Source organism: Paracoccus sp. S1E-3 (genome assembly GCF_013868135.1).
Lineage (GTDB): Bacteria > Pseudomonadota > Alphaproteobacteria > Rhodobacterales > Rhodobacteraceae > Paracoccus.
The window spans coordinates 1-18950 of sequence record NZ_JACEMU010000007.1; the positions used below are offsets into that span (position 1 = coordinate 1).

An 18950-nucleotide genomic window follows, 5' to 3' on the forward strand; every position below is an offset into this window, starting at 1 on the left:
AAGGAGAATCCAGATGAGAACCCGCGCCGCAGTCGCCCTGGAGCCCGGCAAGCCGCTGACCGTCATGGAGGTGAACCTCGAGGGCCCGAAGAAGGGCGAGGTTCTGGTCGAGATCAAGGCGACGGGCATCTGCCACACCGATGAATTCACCCTGTCCGGCGCCGATCCCGAGGGCATCTTCCCCTCGATCCTCGGGCATGAGGGCGCGGGCGTGGTGCTGGAGGTGGGCGAGGGCGTCACCTCGCTGAAGCCGGGCGATCACGTGATCCCGCTTTATACGCCCGAATGCCGGCAATGCCCGTCCTGCCTGTCGCGCAAGACCAACCTGTGCACGGCGATCCGGTCGACCCAGGGCCAGGGGCTGATGCCCGACGGCACGACGCGGTTCTCGATGCTGGATGGCACGCCGATCTATCACTACATGGGCTGCTCGACCTTCGCCAACCACACGGTGATGCCGGAAATCGCGCTGGCCAAGGTGCGCGACGACGCGCCTTTCGACAAGATCTTCTATATCGGCTGCGGCGTCACCACCGGCATTGGGGCGGTCATCAACACCGCCAAGGTCGAGATCGGCGCCAAGGCGGTGGTCTTCGGTCTGGGCGGCATCGGGCTGAACGTCATTCAAGGGCTGAAGATGGCCGGGGCCGACATGATCATCGGCGTGGACCTGAACAACGACAAGAAGGAATGGGGCGAGCGTTTCGGCATGACCCATTTCATCAATCCCAAGGAAATCGAGGGCTCGGTCGTGCAGGCGATCGTCGATCTGACCAAGACGCCCTTCGACCAGATCGGTGGCGCGGATTACAGCTTCGACTGCACCGGCAACGTGAAGGTGATGCGCGACGCGCTGGAATGCACCCATCGCGGCTGGGGGGTCTCGGTGGTGATCGGTGTGGCGCCGGCGGGGGCCGAGATCAGCACCCGGCCGTTCCAGCTGGTCACCGGCCGGGTGTGGAAAGGCACCGCCTTCGGCGGCGCGCGCGGCCGCACCGATGTGCCGACGCTGGTCGACTGGTATATGGACCACAAGATCGAGATCGACCCGATGATCACCCACACGCTGAAGCTGGAAGACATCAACAAGGGCTTCGACCTGATGCATTCGGGCGAATCCATCCGCTCGGTGGTGGTGTATTGATGGCGGCTGACGCGAAGCCTGCGTCCGTGCGCATCCGTCCTGCCGAATCGCGCGATCACGACGCGATATGGTCCATTCTGGAGCCCGTCTACCGCGCCGGCGAGACCTATGCCGTCGATCGCGACATCACCCGCGAGGCGGCGCTCGCCGACTGGTTTGCCGCGCCTTTCAGCAGCTTCGTGGCCGAGCTCGAAGACCGGGTTCTGGGGGTCAGCCATGTCGGCGCGAACCGGCCCGGCGGCGGCAACCATATTGCCAATGCCAGTTTCGCGACCCTGCCGGCCGCGCGCGGGCAGGGGGTGGCGGGGGCACTGATCGGCCATGCCAAGGCCTGGGCGCGCGAGCAGGGCTTTCGCGGCATGCAGTTCAATTTCGTGGTCGCGACCAATGACGACGCCGTGCATTCATGGAAGAAGGCCGGGTTCGCGGTGGTCGGCCGCCTGCCCGGCGTGTTCCTTCATCCCACGCACGGCTATGTCGACGCGCTGGTGATGTATCACGACCTGACCAAAGGAGATATCAATGAGCCTTGAAACCCTCAGTCAGAACCGCAGCTTCGGCGGTATGCAGGGCGTCTATCGTCACGCCTCGGATGCGACGGGCACCGACATGACCTTCGCGCTCTATCTGCCGCCGGCGGCGGAAAAGGGGCCGGTGCCGGTGCTGTGGTATCTGTCGGGGCTGACCTGCACCCATGAAAACGCGATGACCAAATCGGGCGCGCAGGAACATGCCGCGCGAGAAGGGATCGCGCTGATCTTTCCCGACACCTCGCCGCGTGGCGAGGGCGTGGCCGACGATCCGGCCTATGATCTGGGGCAGGGGGCCGGCTTCTATGTCGATGCGACCGAAAGTCCATGGGCGCCGCATTTCCGCATGTGGGACTACATAACCCGCGACCTGCCCGGGGTGGTCTTTGACGCCTTCCCGCTGAACCGGGACGCGCAAGGCATCACCGGCCATTCGATGGGCGGCCATGGTGCGCTGACCATCGCCATGACCATCCCCGAGACCTATCGCAGCCTTTCGGCCTTCGCGCCCATCGCCAACCCGAGCGAATCCGACTGGGGCCGCAAGCAACTCGGCGCCTATCTCGGGTCGGACCCGGAAAAATGGGCGCCCCATGATGCGACCCTTCTGATGCGCGACAGGGGGTATCCGGGCGAGGTGCTGATCGATCAGGGCACGTCCGACCAATTTCTCGATCTGCTGCGCCCCGAGGCGCTGTCGGCGGCAATGGCGGCGCGGCGCCAGCCTTCGGTGATGCGGATGCAGCCCGGCTACGATCACAGCTATTTCTTCATCCAGACCTTCATGGGCGATCACATCCGCTGGCATGCCGAGCGGTTGCATCAGGTCTGACCTGTCGGGAAATACGCCTTGTATACAGGCGCCGCTTCGGTCCATCTTCCGTGTCGGATGGACGGGCCGGAACGCAGATCCGGCCCGCCAAGCGGATCAAGGGAGGAAAACATGACCATCACCCGCATCAGCCTTGCAGCACTCGCGGCGTCGGCCATCATGGCGATCGCGGCGCAGGCGGAAACGCTGCGCCTGTCCCACAACGTCGGCGACACCACGACATGGCAGCAGGGGGCCGAGAAATTCGGCGAGCTTCTGTCCGAAAAGACCGGCGGCGCTTACGATGTGCGCGTCTTTCCGAATGCGCAGCTGTCGGGCGGCGACCAGATGAAACAGGCCGAGATGGTCGGCCGCGGGGCGCTGGATCTGGTGGTCACCTCGGCCATCAACGTGACCCCGCTGGTGCCCGAAATGGCCGTGTTTTCGCTGCCCTACATGTATAGCGACTATGCGCAGGTCGATGCCACCACCCAAGGGCAGGCGGTCAAGCCGCTGGAGGCGATCCTCGATCAGAAGGGCATCAAGGTGCTGGCCTGGGGCGAAAACGGCTTTCGCGAGCTGACCAACAACAGCCGCCCGGTGAAATCGCCCGCCGACATGAAGGGCCTGAATATCCGCGTGGCCGGGCCGATGTATATCGATGTGATGAACGCGCTCGGCGCTAATCCGCAGCAGATGCAATGGTCGGAAACCCTGACCGCGCTTCAGCAGGGCGTGGTGGATGGTCAGGAAAACCCGATCGGCGCGGTGATCATCCCGCAGCAGGTCTATGAGATGCAGAAATATCTGACCACCTGGCATTATTCCTATGACCCGCTGTTCCTGGGGATCTCAAAGGCGAAATGGGACAGCCTCGACGCCGAGACGCAGGCGAAATTCCAGGAAGCCGCAACCGAGGCGATGGCCTTCCAGCGCCAGATCAGCCGCGAGGGGACCGACAAGGGCGTGGCCTTCCTGAAGGAAAAGGGCATGGAGGTTTACGAACCCACGCCTGAAGAGCTGGCCGCCTTCCGCGAAGCGACCAAGCCCGCCTTCGACACCTGGGCCGCCAAGGTCGGGCCGGATCTGGTGAAATCCTTCCAGGACGCGGTGGCCTCGGCCCAGTAATCGGCAGGGCGGGGCGCAGGCCCCGCCATCACGGGGAACGCCATGCGCTTCATCTTCAACGAGGCCGAAAAGATCATCTGCGCGGTGATCTTTCTGGGCATGACCGGCATCGGCTTTGCCAATGTCTGCGTGCGCTATCTGACCCATTACTCGCTGGCCTCGACCGAGGAACTGCTGACCAACGGCTTTCTGTTGCTGACCGTGTTCGGCGCCGCCATCGCCGCGCGCCGGGGCGAGCATCTGGCAGTCACCCTGCTGGCCGACCGGCTGCCCCGCCCGCTGCGGCGCGCCGTGTTCCTGCTGGCGGTGGCGCTGTCGGTGCTGCTGCTGGCGATGTCGGCCTGGTTTTCGTGGCAGGCGCTGGTGAACCTGTGGGGCAATGGCATGAAGTCCTATGCCCTGCAAATCCCGGCCTGGTATTATCAGGCCGCCGTTCCCTTCGGTTTCGCGCTGATCATCCTGCGCTATCTGCAATATGCCGACGACGTGCTGCGGGGGCACGCGCCCCACGAGGTCCCCGATGTTTGAGGCGCTGTCCCAGATCCCCGCCGGGACGCAGATGATCCTTGCCTTCTTCCTGCTGATGGCGATCGGGATGCCGGTGGCTTTCGCGCTGGGGCTGTCGGCGCTTTATGCGATGTGGGTGATCGGCTTCGGCTTCGATCTGGCCGGCGATCTCATCGCGGCGGGCATCGCCAAATATTCGCTGCTGGCGATCCCGTTCTTCATCCTCGCCGGATCGCTGATGGGATCGCTGGGCATCGCCGAGCGGATGATCCGCTTCTTCCGGGTGCTGATCGGCGACCTGCCGGGCGGCATGGGCGTGGTGGGCACTGTGGTCTGCCTGTTCTGGGGCGCGGTGTCGGGGTCCGGCCCGGCATCTGTCGCCGCCATCGGCCCGATGCTGATCCGCGCGATGGAGGAGGACGGCTATTCCCGCCCCTTCGCCGCCGGGCTGGTCAGCACGGGCGCGGCCTTTTCCATCGTCATCCCGCCCTCGATCGGGCTGGTGATCTATGGGGTGATCGCCGAGACCTCGATTTCGGATCTGTTCATCGCCGCGATCATTCCCGGCATTTTCATGGGGCTGATGATGCTGGCGGTGCTGCCTTTCGCGAAACGCGGGCAGGGGCGGGCGGCGCTGGATCGGCTCAGCCCCGATCCCCTTGCGGGGCTGCCTTACGGGGCGCGGCTGTGGCAGAGCTTCAAGGCCAGTTTCTGGGGGCTGATGACGCCCGCGGTGATTCTCGGCGGGATCTATTCGGGCATCTTCACCCCGACCGAGGCCGCATTGGTCGCCACCGTCTATGCGCTGCTGGTGGGCGGGCTGATCTATCGCACGCTGACCGTGCGGGGCCTGTATGAATCACTGGCCGATGCGGCGGCGTCTTCTGCCGTGGTGATGCTGGTCGTGGCCTATGCCAGCCTGTTCGGCTGGGTGGTCACGGTCGAGGATCTGGTCGGCAGCTATTCTGCCGCCCTGCTGGGCCTGTCCGATAATGGCGCGGTGATCCTGATCGTCATCATGCTGATCCTGCTGATCGCGGGCATGTTCATGGATGCGGTGACGGTGATGTTCATCTCGCTGCCGATCTTCATGCCGGTGGTGCACGAACTGGGCTGGAACCCGGTCTGGTTCGGGGTGCTGCTGATGGTCAACCTGGCGATCGGGCTGATCACCCCGCCGGTCGGCATCAACCTTTACGTCGCGGCGAATGTGACCCGGCTGTCGATCGAACGCGTCGCGCGCGGCGCGTTGCCGTTTCTGCTCGCCAGCCTCGTCGGGCTGGTGGTGGTCGCCATCTTCCCCGAGATGTCGCTGTGGCTGATGCGGAAGCTGGGCGGATAGGCGAGGACAGGAAAGCCCGGACGGGGCGCGCGCAAGCGCCGGGCCGGCCATCCCGCCGCACTTGCCACGCCGGGCGATTTCGCGGTCGGGCTAATGCCCGGCATCCTCGGGCGGGAAACGGCGGATCATACCCTGTTCCGCCGCCTCCTGCAGCGTTGCGGGATCGAGGCAGAACATCCGTTCATAGATCGGCCGCAGCCCCGCGGCGCCGTCGGCTGCGTATGCGTTCCTGAGCAGCCGCGCGATCTGGCGCCGCTCGCGCCCCATCCGGGGCGTCTTCACGCTGCCATCGATTCTGCCGACATGTTTGCGGTGCCAACTGTCCAGCACTCGGCAGTCGTAATGCCGAAGCCACAGACCCGGCACCCTTACCGGGGCGAAGGGGCTGCGGCCGGCATGATTGTGCAGCGGCATCTCGGTCAATTCGGGGGTGCCATGGACGCGTGTGAAGGATTTGCCATGCGTGTGGCCCCAATAGCCCGCAACGCTCAGCCCGGCCAGATCGCCGAGCTTGCCGCCCCAGAAGGCGGCGCGGGCGTCCGCATCGCGGTCCTGCGTCTTGAACCAGGGGGTGGCGACGATGTCGGTCTCGCTTTCGGGCGGGCGATCATAGACGGCCTCGATCGGGGGGACCGAGACCGAAAGGACCTGGTCGGGCAGCGCCGCCAACAGCGCGGATACCGGGGTTTCGGACCACAGATGCTCGTCGATGTCGCAGCTGAAGATCCAGTCCGCCGCCGAACGGGCGCGGGCCTGCGTGGCGTTCCATTTCTGCCGCAGCTCCAGCCCTTCGGGCCGTGCGCCGGCCCAGTAGGCCGGATTGCAGACCGTGATCTCGACCGCATCATCGTCGAACAGGTGAACATCGGCGGGATCATCGTAATACAGGAAGATCCGCGACGCCCCCATGGCCTTGTAGCGGCGGATGAACAGGCTGATGGCCTCGCGCGTGTCCTTGGCGGTCACCACCACATCCCAAGTCATCTTGGCTTTCCCTTTCAATTGGTCCGCGCAGGGGTCGCCGATCTCTGCCGCGAATTGCCCGCGGGTTCAACCGCATATGCTGCGGGGGTGAAATCGCGCAATCGCGTTGACCGAATCGCCGCGCCCCTCTACTCGGTTGGACCGGTCCAAATGACGGTCAGGGAGGAACAGGGATGAAGCGGGATTTGATCGGGGTCAGCAACAGCGCCAGCGGTGGATTGGCCTTCACGCGCCGTGCGGCGCTTGCCGCGGCCGCCGCTTTCGCCCTTGCCGCCCCCGCATTCGCGCAGGATTGGCCGACCGGGCCGGTCCATGTCTATGTTGGCTTTCCGGCGGGCTCCTCGCCCGATCTGCTGGCACGCATCATCACCGAGCCGTTGTCGCAGAAGCTGGGCCAGCCGGTCGTGGTCGAAAACAAGCCCGGCGCGGGCGGGGTGATCGGCGTCCAGCAGATGCTGGCGGCAGGCCCGGACGGCCACGCTTTCGGCACCACCATCAACGGCCCGCTGACCACCGCCGGACGGCTGATGCCCGATCTCGGCTATGATGTCGCCAAGGACATTCAGCCGGTGGCGCTGATCGCGACCTCGCCGCTGGTGCTGGCGGTGGCCGGCGATGCCGAGGCCACCGATCTGGCGGGCTTCATCGAACTGGCCAAGGCCGAGCCGGGCGCGCTCAGCTACGGATCGGTCGGGCAGGGATCGGGCGCGCATCTGACGGCCGAGCTGTTCAACGAAGCCGCCGGGATCGAGATGCTGCATGTTCCTTTCACCGCCTATGCCGAGGTCACCACCTCGATCATCGGGCGCGAGATCGACGCCGGCTTCATGGCCCCCTCGGCGGCGCTGCCGCATGTGGCCTCGGGCAAGCTGAAGATGCTGGGCGTGACCTCGGCCGAACCTTTCGCCCAGATCCCCGATGTGCCAGTGATCGCCGGGAACGCCGGGATGCCCGCCGATTTCCAGGCCGAGCTGTGGAACGCCTTCATCGCCCCCGCCGGCACCGATCCGAACGTGGTCGCGCGGCTGAACACCGAAATCAACGCCATCCTTGCCGATCCCGAGGTGCAGAAGAAACTGCTGGATATGGGCTGGCAGGCGGCAGGCGGCACGCCCGAGGATCTGGCCAAACGCATCACCGACGACACCCGGATGTGGGGCGCGGTGATCGACAAGGTCGGCACCGCCAAGTAAGGCCGGGGGATGCACAGGGATTGGGCGGATATCTGGGGCGGCGGCGTGCTGGCCCTGCTGGGTGCGGGCGTTGCCGTTCATGCCGGGCTGACCCTCGATTTCGGCACCCTGCGCGCCATGGGGCCGGGCTTCTTCCCGACCGTGCTGGGCGCGCTGCTGGCGGTCCTGGGCGCGGCGGTGGCGATCCCTGCATGGGGTCGCATGGCCGAAACGCCGCACATCGCCTGGGGCGACGCGGCGGCAGTGATCGCCGCAATTCTGATCTTCGGCCTCGGCATGAATCGGCTGGGCATCCTTCTGGCCTGTTTCGCCGCCGTTCTGATCGCCAGCGTTCCGGCCCCGCACTCGGGCTGGCGCTGGCGCATCCTGCTGGCGGCCTGCGTCACCGGGCTGGTCTGGCTGGTCTTCATCGCCGGTCTGCGGATGACCATCCCCATCCTCCCGAGGTTGCCATGACTCCCGCCAACCTTCGCCCCACCGCGCAAGCTGCCCTTCCAGCCGCGCCCCGTCACCGCGGCCGCTGGCGAAGGATCCGTATCGGCGCAGCCTTGCAATTGGCCGTCTGCGGCCAGCTTTCCACCTGCCGGAGCGTGCCATGACAGCGTGGGAGGGCCTCGCGCATGGCTTCAATGTGGCCCTGCAGCCCGACGTGCTGGCCTATTGCCTGCTCGGGGTGACGCTTGGCACCTTCATCGGCGTGCTGCCGGGGATCGGGGCGATGGCGGCGATCTCGTTGCTGCTGCCGATCACCTTCTATATCAGCCCCGAGGCCGCGCTGGTGATGCTGGCGGGGGTGTATTACGGGGCGCAATATGGGGGGGCGGTGGCGTCCATCCTGCTGCGGCTGCCGGGCACGCCGCAATCGGCCGTCACCACGCTGGACGGCTATCCCATGGCGCAGCAGGGGCGTGCGGGCGTCGCGCTGTTCGTGTCGATGGTGTCCTCCTTCGCGGGCTCCATGCTGGGCATCGTGGTGCTGGTGGTGCTGGCCGGCTGGCTGAGCGAGGCCGCCACCGCCTTCCGCTCGGCCGAATATGCGGCGATGATGGTCCTGGGGCTGGTCGCGGCGTCGACCATCGGGTCGGACCGGCCGGCCAAGGCCTTCGCCATGGTCACGCTGGGGCTGATCCTCGGCTGCGTGGGCACGGATGTGAATTCCGGGGCGCAGCGTTTCACCTTCGGCATCCCCGAGCTGATGGACGGCATCAACCTTGTCGCGCTGGCAATGGGTCTGTTCGGCGTGGCCGAGGTGATCGGCAATATCCGCAATGCAGAACGCCATGCCGCGCCCGAGCGTGTGACCTTCCGCCAGATGATGCCCAGCCGCGACGACCTGAAGCGCATGCCTGCCGCCACCCTGCGCGGCACCGCGCTCGGCAGTTTCTTCGGCGCGCTGCCCGGCACCGGATCGACGCTGTCGTCCTTCCTGTCCTACGCGGTCGAGCGCCGCGTGGCCCGCCACCCCGAGCGTTTCGGCAAGGGCGCTGTCGAGGGCGTCGCAGGTCCCGAGGCCGCCAATAACGCCGCCGCCATCACCGCCTTCGTGCCCACACTGACGCTGGGGATTCCCGGCGATCCGATCATGGCGCTGATGCTGGGGGCGCTGGTGATCCATGGCATCCAGCCCGGTCCCGAAATGCTGACCGCGCGCCCTGACATGTTCTGGGGGCTGGTCGTCAGCTTCGGGATCGGCAACCTGCTGCTGCTGATCCTGAACCTGCCGCTGATCGGGATCTGGGTGTCGATGCTGCGCATCCCCTTCCGCTATCTGTATCCGGCGATCCTGATTTTCGTCTGCCTTGGCGTTTATTCGGTGCGTGGATCGGCCTTCGACATCGCCACCGTGGCGGTCGTGGGGCTCTGCGGCTATCTGCTGGCGCTGGCGCGTTTCAGCCCGGCGCTGCTGCTGCTGGGCTTTGTCCTCGGCCCGCTGATCGAGACGCATCTGCGCCGCGCCATGCTGATCTCGCGCGGGGATCCGATGGTGTTTCTGGAACGCCCCATCGCCTGCGCCTTCGTCATCGCGAGCGTGCTGCTGATTGGGCTTTCCATCTTCCAAAACCTGCGCCGCCGCTGAACCTCATCTCGGCGCTTGACCGAATCGCGGCGCTTCCTTATCGAATTGGAACGGTCCAAAGATCGGTGAGGGGGAGTTTTGCGATGAAATGGGGTCTGATCGGGGCGAGCGCGATTGCCGAGGGGCGGATGATCGGCGCTTTGCGCGGCAACGGGGATGAGGTCGTGGCGGTCCAAAGCTCTGGCCAGACCCATGCCCACCGTTTCGCGGCCGAGAACGACATCGCTTTCGCCACCACCGGGATCGAGGATCTGCTGGCCCAGCCGGGGCTGGATGCGGTCTATATCTCGTCGACCAACGAAAAGCATTTCCCGCAGGCCATGGCGGCGATCGCGGCGGGCAAGCATGTGCTGTGCGAGAAGCCGCTGGCGATGACCGTGGCGGATGCCGTCACCATGGTGCGCGCGGCGGAAGAAGCCGGTATCACCTTTGCCACCAATCACCACCTGCGCAACGCCGCCAGCCACCGCGCCATCCGCGATCTGCTGAAGGACGGCGCGATCGGCGAGGTGCTGAGCGCGCGGGTTTTCCACGCCGTGAACCTGCCGCAGGCGCTGCAGGGCTGGCGCGTCGACAATGCCGGCGCTGGCGGCGGCGTCATTCTGGACATCGTCGTCCATGATGCCGATACGGTGCGCTTCCATCTCGACGAAAACCCCGTGGATGTGGTGGCCATGACCACCGCGCACCGCATGGGGCAGGGCGTGGAAGACAGCGTGATGTCGGTCTGGTCCATGCCCTCGGGCGTGCAGGTGCAGGCGCATGAAAGCTTCACCCACGCCCATGCCGGGACCGGCATCGAGTTCCACGGCACCGAGGGCTCGATCTTCGCGCGCGATGTGATGACCCAGCAGCCGATCGGAGAGATACTGATCCGCCGGGGTCTGGATTATACCCCCGTCAGCTTCGAACCCGAGGATCTCTATGCCCGCTCCGTCCGGCTGTTCGGGCAGGCGGTTGCGGGCCAGGGCCGCCCGGCGGCGGATGGGCGCGACGGGGTGGCCTCGCTCGCGGTGGCCGAGGCGGTGGCGCAAGCGGCGCGCACGGGCACGCGCACGGCGGTGAATTATGGGGGATTGCTGTAATGTCGAAAGTCGTGTCCGGCGCGGAAGCCGCCGCCCGCATTCCCGATGACGCGGTGATCAGCGTCAGTTCGTCCTCGGGGCTGGGCTGCCCGGATGCGGTTCTGGCCGCCATCGGCGCCCGCTTCGATGCCGAGGGCCATCCGCGCAACCTGACCACGCTGCACCCGATTGCGGCGGGCGATATGTATGGCGTCAAGGGCGTCGATCACATCGCCAAGGACGGGCTGCTTTCGAAAATCGTGGCGGGGTCCTATCCCTCGGGGCCGTCCTCGCTGCCGATGCCGGAAATATGGCGCATGGTGGTCGAAAACCGGGTGGCCGCCTATAACGTGCCCTCGGGGATCATGTTCGACATGAACCGCGACGCCGGCGCGCGCCGGCCCGGCGTGCTGACGCAGGTGGGCCTTGAAACCTTCGCGGACCCGATCCGCGAGGGCTGCGCCATGAACGAGAGGGCTGCGGCCGAACCCATCGTGTTCCGGCGCGAGTTCAACGGCGAGACCTGGCTGCATTTCCCCAATATCATCCCCGACGTCGCCATCATCCGCGCCACCACCGCCGATGAGCATGGCAACCTGACCTATGAACACGAGGGCGCCTATCTGGGCGGCATGGAACAGGCGATCACCGCGAAGAACCATGGCGGGCTGGTCATTGCCCAGGTCAAGCGCGTCACCGCGCGCGGTTCGCTGCGCCCCCATGACGTGCATGTGCCGGGCCATCTGGTCGATCTGATCGTGGTCGATCCCGATCAGCGCCAGACGACTGAAACCCCCTATGATCCGGCGATCTCGGGCCAGATCATGCGGCCCTGGGACAGCTTTACACTGGCCGAATACGGGGTCGAGAAGGTCATTGCCCGCCGCGCCGCGATGGAGCTGAAGCGCGGCCAGACGGCCAATCTGGGCTTTGGCATTTCCGCCATGGTGCCGCGCATCCTGCTGGAGGCGGGCCACCCCGAGGCGGTGACATGGGCCATCGAGCAGGGTGCGGTGGGCGGCATGCCCCTGACCGGCTTTGCCTTCGGCTGCGCGTCGAACGCCGATGCCTTCGTGCCCTCGCCGCAGCAATTCACCTATTTTCAGGGCGGCGGCTTTGATCTGTCCTTCCTGTCTTTTCTGGAGGTGGACGTGGAGGGCAATGTCAACGTCTCGAAGCTGGGCAAGAAGCCTTACCTGACAGCAGGTTGCGGCGGGTTCGTCGACATCACAGCCAATGCGCCCGAAATCGTCTTCTCGGGTTTTTTCGAAGCCGGCGCCGATCTGGACCTGACCGAGGAAGGGCTTCGCGTCCGCACCCCCGGTAAATTCACCAAGATGGTCGAGGCCGTCGAGCATGTCACCTTCGCCGGTCAGCGCGCGCTGCGGCGTGGCCAGAAGGTGCTTTATATCACCGAGCGCTGCGTGATGCGGCTGACCGATCAGGGCCTTGTCGCCACCGAAATCATGCCGGGGATCGAGGCCGAGCGTGATATCGTGCAAGCCTCGCAAGGCCGGGTGAAGGTGGCCGATAACGCGGTGGTGATGCCCAAGGCGCTGCTGTCGACCTCGGCCATGGGGCTGGATCTGTGATGGCCTCGCTGGATCTGACCGTCGATGGCGGCATCGCCAAACTGATGCTGAACAACCCGGCGCGGTTGAATGCCTTCACGCCCGACATGCTGGCGCAGCTGGAAAGCCATTGCGCCGCGCTGGAACGCGACCCGGACGTGCGCTGCGTGATCGTCGCGGGCGAGGGCGAGCGCGCCTTTTGCGCCGGTGCCGACATCACCGCCTGGGCGCCCCTGTCGCCCTTCGATTTCGCGCGGCACTGGGTCAGGGACGGGCACCGGATCTTCGACCGGCTGGCGCGGCTGTCCAAGCCCACCATCGCGGTGATCCATGCCCATGCCTTCGGCGGCGGGCTGGAACTGGCTGCCTGCTGCGACATCCGGGTGATGGGAAGCGCGGCGACGCTGGCGCTGCCGGAAAGCCAGGTCGGGATCGTGCCGGGCTGGTCGGGCACGCAGCGGCTGGCGCGCCTGCTGCCGGAACCGATGCTGAAGGAAATGGCGCTGTTCGGCCGCCGGATCAGCGCCGAGCGCGCGCTGTCCTGCGGTTTCGTGGCTGAGGTGGCCGAGATGCCCTTCGCCGCCGCGCTGGAGATTGCCGGGAAGCTGCTGACCACCTCGCCCCGCGCCACCGAGGTCGCCAAATACATGATCCACGCCGCGGCCGGCGAGGATCGCGACGCGATGATCGAGGCGCTTGGCTCGGGCATGATCGCCGCCAGCGCCGACAAGGCCGAAGGCGTCACCGCCTTCACTGAAAAACGCAAACCCGTCTTTCCGGGGAAATGACATGACCGACATGACCGTAATCGCCGCCTCTGGCGCGCAACTTCCCGAATCCTTCGCCGGACGCCATCTGATCGACGGGGCGTGGCTGGACAGCGCGGACGGCGCCAGTTTCGAGCGCATCTCGCCCTCGCACAGGGTGGTGGTCAGCCGCTCCGCCAAGGGCGGCGAGGCCGAGGTGCTGGCCGCCATCGCCGCCGCCCGCGCGGCTTTCGATCAGGGCGACTGGCCGATGCTGGCTGGCAAGGACCGTGCGGCGCTGCTGAACCGGGTGGCCGATCTGATCGACCGCGACCGCGAACGCATCGCGCTGATCGAGGTGCTGGAATCGGGCAAACCCATCGCGCAGGCGCGTGGCGAGATCGAGGGTGCCGCCGATCTGTGGCGCTATGCCGCGGCGCTGGCGCGCACCGTTCATGGCGACAGCCACAACAGCCTCGGCCCCGATATGCTGGGGGTGGTGCTGAAGGAACCGATCGGGGTCGCATCCATCATCACGCCGTGGAATTTCCCCTTCCTGATTGTCAGCCAGAAGCTGCCCTTCGCATTGGCGGCGGGCTGCACGGCGGTGGTCAAGCCGTCGGAAATGACACCCTCGACTACGGTCATCCTTGGCGAATTGCTGATCGAGGCCGGGTTGCCGGCGGGGGTGGTCAATATCGTGCTGGGCTATGGCGATCCGGTGGGGGCGATCATGTCTTCGGACCCGCGTGTCGATATGGTCAGCTTCACCGGCTCGACCGCCGTGGGCAAGCGGATCGTGGCGGCGGCCTCGGCCACGCTGAAGAAGGTCTCGCTGGAACTGGGCGGCAAGAACCCGCAGGTGATCTTCCCCGATGCCGATCTGGATGCGGCGGCCGATGCCATCGCCTTTGGCGTCTATTTCAATGCCGGCGAATGCTGCAATTCGGGCAGCCGCATCATTGTGCATCAGGATGTGGCCGAGGATCTGCTGGACCGGGTGGCGAAGCTGTCGGCGAAGGTGCCCTTCGGCGATCCGCTGAACGAGGCGACGCAGGTCGGCGCCATCATCTCGGATGCGCATCTGCAGAAGATCGACGGCTATGTGCAGCAGGCCAAAGCTGATGGCGCGCGGGTGCTGACCGGCGGCGAAGCCCTCGCGGTGCCGGGTCTCGGCGGCCAGTTCTATGGTCCGACCGTTGTCGCGGGCGTCACCCCCGACATGGCGATCGCGCGCGAGGAGGTCTTCGGCCCGGTCCTGTCGGTGCTGACCTTCCGCGACGAGGACGAGGCGATTCGTCTGGCCAATGGCGCCGCCTATGGCCTGTCAGCCGGGGTCTGGAGCCGCGACATCCACACCTGTCTGAATTTCGCCCGCAAGGTGCAGGCCGGGACCGTCTGGACGAACACATGGATGGACGGCTTTGCGGAAATGCCGTTTGGTGGGGTCAAGGAAAGCGGCCTCGGGCGCGAGCTGGGCCGCTATGGGCTGGAGGAATACCTGGAGGTCAAGACGGTCCAGATGCGCGTGGCGCGGGGCCGCAGCCCTTGGGTGAACGACGGCTGACGGGCCAACCGTCGGCACAAAACGCAAAAGGGGAGGATACCATGCGTTTGAAACTGAAACTGGCGACCACCGCGGCAATGGCGCTTGGCCTGACGGCCGGGATGGCCGTGGCTGAGGATGTGGAAGTCCTTCACTGGTGGACCGCCGGGGGCGAGGCCGCGGCGCTGAACGTCCTGAAGGAGGATCTGGCCGGCAAGGGCATCGGCTGGAAGGACATGCCGGTCGCCGGTGGCGGCGGCGAGGCCGCAATGACCGCGCTGCGTGCCCGCGTGACCGCCGGCAACCCACCGACCGCCGTGCAGATGCTGGGCTTCGACATCCTCGACTGGGCCAATCAGGGCGACGTGCTGGCCAACCTCGACGAGGCCGCGGCGGCCGAGGGCTGGGACGCGGTGATCCCGGCGGCGATCCAGAAATTCGCCAAGCCGAACGGCCACTGGATCGCGGCCCCGGTCAATGTCCATTCGACCAACTGGGTCTGGGCCAACAAGGCGGTTCTGGACGAACTGGGCATCGCCCAGCCGACCACCTGGGACGAATTCATCGCCGCCCTTCAGAAGGTGAAGGATTCGGGCAAGGTTGCGCTCGCCCATGGCGGTCAGCCCTGGCAGGAAGCGACGATCTTCGACAGCGCCGTGCTGGCCTCGGGCGGCCCGGAATTCTATCAGAAAGCGATGATCGATCTCGATCCCGAGGCGCTGAACTCGCCCGAGATGGTCGCCGCCTTCGACAAGATGGCGCAGCTGCGCGGTTTCGTCGACGACAACTTCTCGGGCCGGGACTGGAACCTCGCCTCGGCCATGGTCATCAATGGCGAGGCCGCCTTCCAGATCATGGGCGACTGGGCCAAGGGTGAGTTCCTGCGCGCGGGCAAGAAACCGGGCACCGATTTCCTGTGCTTCCGCGTGCCGGGGACCGAAGGCGTCGTGACCTTCAACAGCGACGAATTCGTCATGTTCAAGCAGAAGGATCCGGCCGCACAGGCCGCGCAGATGGAAATGGCCAAGGCGGTGGAATCCCCCGGCTTCCAGTCGGCCTTCAATATCGTCAAGGGCTCGGTCCCGGCGCGCACCGACGTGTCGGACGAAGGCTTCGACGATTGCGGCAAGCAGGGCATCAAGGACCTGAAAGCCGCGTCCGAGGCCGGCACGCTGCTGGGCTCGATGGGCCATGGCCACGCCAACCCGGCGGCGGTGAAAAACGCGATGTATGATGTCATCACCGCGCATTTCAACGGCGAATACGACAGCGCGCAGGCCGCCGAGGAACTGGCCGCCGCCGTCGAGGGCGCCCAGTAATCGCATCGGCTGGCGGCGGCCCCCGCGGGTCGCCGCCAGCGCGGGCCGCGCCCGCATGTCACGTCAAGGGGGAGGGGGGAAACATGGCCCGGTCAGTCCGCGCGCCAAGGGATCTGCGCACCGTTCTGCAGGATATCCTGCCGAAACTGGTGCTGTCGCCGTCATTGGCGGCGATGCTGGTCTTCGTCTACGGCTTCATCATCTACACGGTCTTTCTGTCCTTCACGAACAGCAAGATGCTGCCCAGTTACGACCTGATCGGGCTGGACAATTATGTCCGCCTGTTCGGCCTGTCGGCCTGGACCACGGCGCTGATCAACCTGGCGATCTTTGCCAGCCTGTATATCACCATCTGCATCGCCATCGGGCTGCTGCTGGCGATTTTCCTCGACCAGAAGATCCGGGGCGAGGGGGTGCTGCGCCCGATCTACCTCTATCCCATGGCGCTTTCCTTCATTGTTACCGGGACGGCGTGGAAATGGCTGCTGGATCCGGGCATCGGGCTGGAAAACACCATGCACCTGTGGGGTTGGGACAGCTTCAAGTTCGGCTGGATCAAGGACCGCAATTACGCGATCTATACGCTGGTGATCGCGGCCGTCTGGCAATCCTCCGGCTTCGTGATGGCGATGTTCCTCGCCGGCCTGCGCGGCATCGACAACGAGATGCTGAAGGCCGCGCAGATCGACGGCGCGTCGAACTGGCAGCTGTATCGCCGCATCGTCATTCCGCTGCTGCGTCCCGCCTTTCTGTCGGCCTTCGTGATCCTCGCCCATCTCGCGATCAAGTCCTATGACCTGGTGATCGCGCTGACCGGCGGCGGTCCGGGACGTGCGACCGAGCTGCCCGCGACCTTCATGTATTCCTATACCTTCACCCGCAACCAGATGGGCGTTGGGGCTGCCTCGGCGGTCATCATGCTGATGGGGGTGGCCGCGATCATGATCCCCTACATCTATGCCGAACTGAAGGAGCAGAAGTGATGTCAGGTGGCGCACAGGACCAGGCCGTCCGCACCGGCCGCATCGCCCGCACCTTCATCTATGTGGTGCTGATCTATTTCGCGCTGTTCTATCTGCTGCCGCTGTTCATCATGGCGATCAACTCGATCAAGCCGCTGTCGGAAATCACCGGCGGCAACATGATGTCGCTGCCGGCGGAACCCACGCTGGCGCCGTGGAAATCGGCCTGGTCGACGGCGCAGATCGGGGTCGAGGCGACGGGGCTGAAGCCCTATTTCATGAACTCGATCCTGATGGTGGTGCCGGCGGTGGCGATTTCCACCATCATCGGCGCGCTGAACGGCTATATCCTGACCAAGTGGCAGTTCCGCGGGTCGAACATCATCTTCGGGCTGATGCTGTTTTCCTGCTTCATCCCTTTCCAGATCGTGCTGATCCCGATGGCGCGGCTGCTGGGGCTGATGGGGCTGGCGGGGACGACCTGGGGGCTGATCCTCGTTCATGTGGTCTACGGGATCGGCTTTTCAACGCTGTATTTCCGCAACTATTATGCCGCCTTCCCGACCGAGCTGGTGCGCGCGGCGATGATGGACGGGGCGGGGTTCTTCCGCATCTTCTGGCGGATCATGCTGCCGGTATCAGGGCCGATCGCGGTGGTCTGCATCATCTGGCAATTCACCAATATCTGGAACGACTTCCTGTTCGGCGCCTCGTTCGCCGATCTGGATTCCATGCCGATGACCGTGGCGCTGAACAACCTTGTGAACAGCTCGACCGGGGTCAAGGAATACAACGTCCACTTCGCTGGCGCCATTCTGGCCGCGCTGCCGACGCTGCTCGTCTATATCGTGGCGGGGCGGTATTTCGTGCGCGGTCTCATGGCTGGCTCTGTGAAAGGCTGAGAGATGACTTTTCTGAACATCGACAATGTCACCAAATCCTATGGCGCCGTCGAGGTGCTGCACCGCGTCGATATCGCCGTGCAGGAGGGTGAGTTCCTGGTCCTCGTCGGCCCCTCGGGCTGCGGCAAGTCCACGCTTCTGAACATGATCGCCGGGCTGGAAAACATCACCGGCGGCGAAATCTCGATCAAGAACCGGGTCGTCAACGACGTCCACCCCTCGAAGCGCAACATCGCCATGGTGTTCCAGAGCTACGCGCTCTACCCCAACATGACGGTGGGCCAGAACATCACCTTCGGGATGGAGATGCACGGCATCCCGAAGCCCGAACGCGAAAAGAAGCTGGCCGAGGTCGCGAAGCTTCTGCAGATCGACCACCTGCTGGACCGCAAGCCGGGCCAGCTGTCGGGCGGTCAGCGCCAGCGCGTCGCCATGGGCCGGGCGCTTGTCCGCGACCCGGATGTGTTCCTGTTCGACGAGCCCTTGTCGAACCTCGACGCCAAGCTGCGCGTGGACATGCGGACCGAGATCAAGAAGCTGCATCAGCGGCTGAAAAGCACCATCGTCTATGTCACCCATGACCAGATCGAGGCACTGACGCTGTCGACGCGCATCGCGGTGATGAACAAGGGCTATGTCCAGCAGCTGGGCACCCCGAAGGAGATCTACGACACGCCGGCGAACATGTTCGTGGCCAGCTTCATGGGCAGCCCGTCGATGAACCTGCTGCCGGCGACCCTGCGGGCTTCGAACGGCGGTCTCGCGGCCGAGCTGACCGGGTCGGACGGGGGCAAGTTGCTGCTGAATCTCAGTCAGGACGGCCCGAACCTGCGCGCCTATCTGGACAAGCCGGTGGTGCTTGGCATCCGCCCCGAAGCGATCACCGATCCCGACGGCGTCGACCGCAACGCGAAGAACACCCAGCCCCTGCGCAACATGGTGCATGTCACCGAACCGGCGGGCTCGGACACCTTCGTGGAGACGACCCTCTCGGGCAAGGCCTGTATCGCGCGGATGCGGGCGGATGTGGATGTCCAGCCCGGCCAGCCCTTCGACTTCATCGTCAATATGGACAAGGCGGTGATCTTCGACCCAGCCAGCGAAGACCGGATCACGGGCTGATC

Annotated in this window: 18 protein-coding genes; 17 read left to right on the forward strand and 1 reads right to left on the reverse strand. The window is 65.5% G+C overall.

What is annotated here, in order from left to right:
* Positions 1 to 13: 13 nt before the first annotated feature.
* The 6 genes from H1S04_RS10980 to H1S04_RS11005 all read left to right on the forward strand — a co-directional run bounded on the left by H1S04_RS10980 (position 14) and on the right by H1S04_RS11005 (position 5462).
* The gene (locus tag H1S04_RS10980) at positions 14 to 1144 is read left to right on the forward strand and encodes an S-(hydroxymethyl)glutathione dehydrogenase/class III alcohol dehydrogenase (protein WP_181745478.1); all 1131 of its coding nucleotides are present in this window, start codon (positions 14 to 16) and stop codon (positions 1142 to 1144) included.
* Positions 1145 to 1170: 26 nt separating this feature from the next.
* A complete protein-coding gene (locus H1S04_RS10985) occupies positions 1171 to 1677 on the forward strand; it encodes an N-acetyltransferase family protein (RefSeq protein WP_370470440.1) in 507 nt (168 codons plus the stop codon).
* Entirely contained in the window at positions 1667 to 2506 is an 840-nt protein-coding gene (gene fghA / locus H1S04_RS10990; protein WP_220185201.1) for an S-formylglutathione hydrolase, read from the forward strand. Before H1S04_RS10985 ends, fghA begins: the two co-directional genes overlap by 11 nt.
* 111 nt (positions 2507 to 2617) lie before the next feature.
* Entirely contained in the window at positions 2618 to 3613 is a 996-nt protein-coding gene (locus tag H1S04_RS10995) for a DctP family TRAP transporter solute-binding subunit (protein ID WP_181745638.1), read from the forward strand.
* 42 nt (positions 3614 to 3655) lie between these two features.
* A complete protein-coding gene (locus tag H1S04_RS11000; protein ID WP_181745639.1) occupies positions 3656 to 4141 on the forward strand; it encodes a TRAP transporter small permease in 486 nt (161 codons plus the stop codon).
* Complete coding sequence (locus H1S04_RS11005; RefSeq protein WP_181745640.1) at positions 4134 to 5462, forward strand: TRAP transporter large permease; 1329 nt, start codon at positions 4134 to 4136, stop codon at positions 5460 to 5462. Before H1S04_RS11000 ends, H1S04_RS11005 begins: the two co-directional genes overlap by 8 nt.
* A 90-nt stretch (positions 5463 to 5552) precedes the next feature.
* Here H1S04_RS11005 and H1S04_RS11010 read toward each other — a convergent pair whose 3' ends face one another.
* Entirely contained in the window at positions 5553 to 6446 is an 894-nt protein-coding gene (locus tag H1S04_RS11010) for a glycosyltransferase family 2 protein (protein WP_181745641.1), read from the reverse strand.
* 173 nt (positions 6447 to 6619) lie between these two features.
* On the opposite strand from H1S04_RS11010, the gene H1S04_RS11015 reads away from it, so the two are divergent.
* The 11 genes from H1S04_RS11015 to H1S04_RS11065 all read left to right on the forward strand — a co-directional run bounded on the left by H1S04_RS11015 (position 6620) and on the right by H1S04_RS11065 (position 18948).
* Positions 6620 to 7639 carry a tripartite tricarboxylate transporter substrate binding protein gene (locus H1S04_RS11015; RefSeq protein WP_181745642.1) on the forward strand — a complete coding sequence of 340 codons (1020 nt, stop codon included), beginning with the start codon at positions 6620 to 6622 and terminating at the stop codon, positions 7637 to 7639.
* 9 nt (positions 7640 to 7648) lie between these two features.
* A complete protein-coding gene (locus H1S04_RS11020; protein WP_181745643.1) occupies positions 7649 to 8095 on the forward strand; it encodes a tripartite tricarboxylate transporter TctB family protein in 447 nt (148 codons plus the stop codon).
* 139 nt (positions 8096 to 8234) lie between these two features.
* A complete protein-coding gene (locus tag H1S04_RS11025) occupies positions 8235 to 9716 on the forward strand; it encodes a tripartite tricarboxylate transporter permease (protein ID WP_181745644.1) in 1482 nt (493 codons plus the stop codon).
* A gap of 83 nt (positions 9717 to 9799) precedes the next feature.
* On the forward strand, positions 9800 to 10801 hold the full coding sequence (locus tag H1S04_RS11030; RefSeq protein ID WP_181745645.1) for a Gfo/Idh/MocA family protein: 1002 nt from the start codon (positions 9800 to 9802) through the stop codon (positions 10799 to 10801).
* A complete protein-coding gene (locus tag H1S04_RS11035; RefSeq protein ID WP_181745646.1) occupies positions 10801 to 12372 on the forward strand; it encodes an acyl CoA:acetate/3-ketoacid CoA transferase in 1572 nt (523 codons plus the stop codon). The genes H1S04_RS11030 and H1S04_RS11035 overlap by 1 nt, the downstream gene beginning before the upstream one ends.
* The gene (locus tag H1S04_RS11040; RefSeq protein WP_181745647.1) at positions 12372 to 13139 is read left to right on the forward strand and encodes an enoyl-CoA hydratase/isomerase family protein; all 768 of its coding nucleotides are present in this window, start codon (positions 12372 to 12374) and stop codon (positions 13137 to 13139) included. The genes H1S04_RS11035 and H1S04_RS11040 overlap by 1 nt, the downstream gene beginning before the upstream one ends.
* 1 nt (position 13140) lies before the next feature.
* The gene (locus H1S04_RS11045; protein WP_181745648.1) at positions 13141 to 14664 is read left to right on the forward strand and encodes an aldehyde dehydrogenase family protein; all 1524 of its coding nucleotides are present in this window, start codon (positions 13141 to 13143) and stop codon (positions 14662 to 14664) included.
* 41 nt (positions 14665 to 14705) lie between these two features.
* The gene (locus H1S04_RS11050; RefSeq protein WP_181745649.1) at positions 14706 to 15962 is read left to right on the forward strand and encodes an ABC transporter substrate-binding protein; all 1257 of its coding nucleotides are present in this window, start codon (positions 14706 to 14708) and stop codon (positions 15960 to 15962) included.
* An 83-nt stretch (positions 15963 to 16045) separates the two neighbouring features.
* Complete coding sequence (locus tag H1S04_RS11055; protein ID WP_181745650.1) at positions 16046 to 16945, forward strand: carbohydrate ABC transporter permease; 900 nt, start codon at positions 16046 to 16048, stop codon at positions 16943 to 16945.
* Positions 16945 to 17826, forward strand: coding sequence for a carbohydrate ABC transporter permease (locus H1S04_RS11060; protein ID WP_181745651.1), 882 nt, complete (start codon positions 16945 to 16947; stop codon positions 17824 to 17826). Before H1S04_RS11055 ends, H1S04_RS11060 begins: the two co-directional genes overlap by 1 nt.
* 3 nt (positions 17827 to 17829) lie before the next feature.
* Positions 17830 to 18948: an ABC transporter ATP-binding protein gene (locus H1S04_RS11065; RefSeq protein WP_181745652.1), complete on the forward strand. Its 1119-nt coding sequence runs from the start codon at positions 17830 to 17832 to the stop codon at positions 18946 to 18948.
* Positions 18949 to 18950 lie beyond the last annotated feature (2 nt).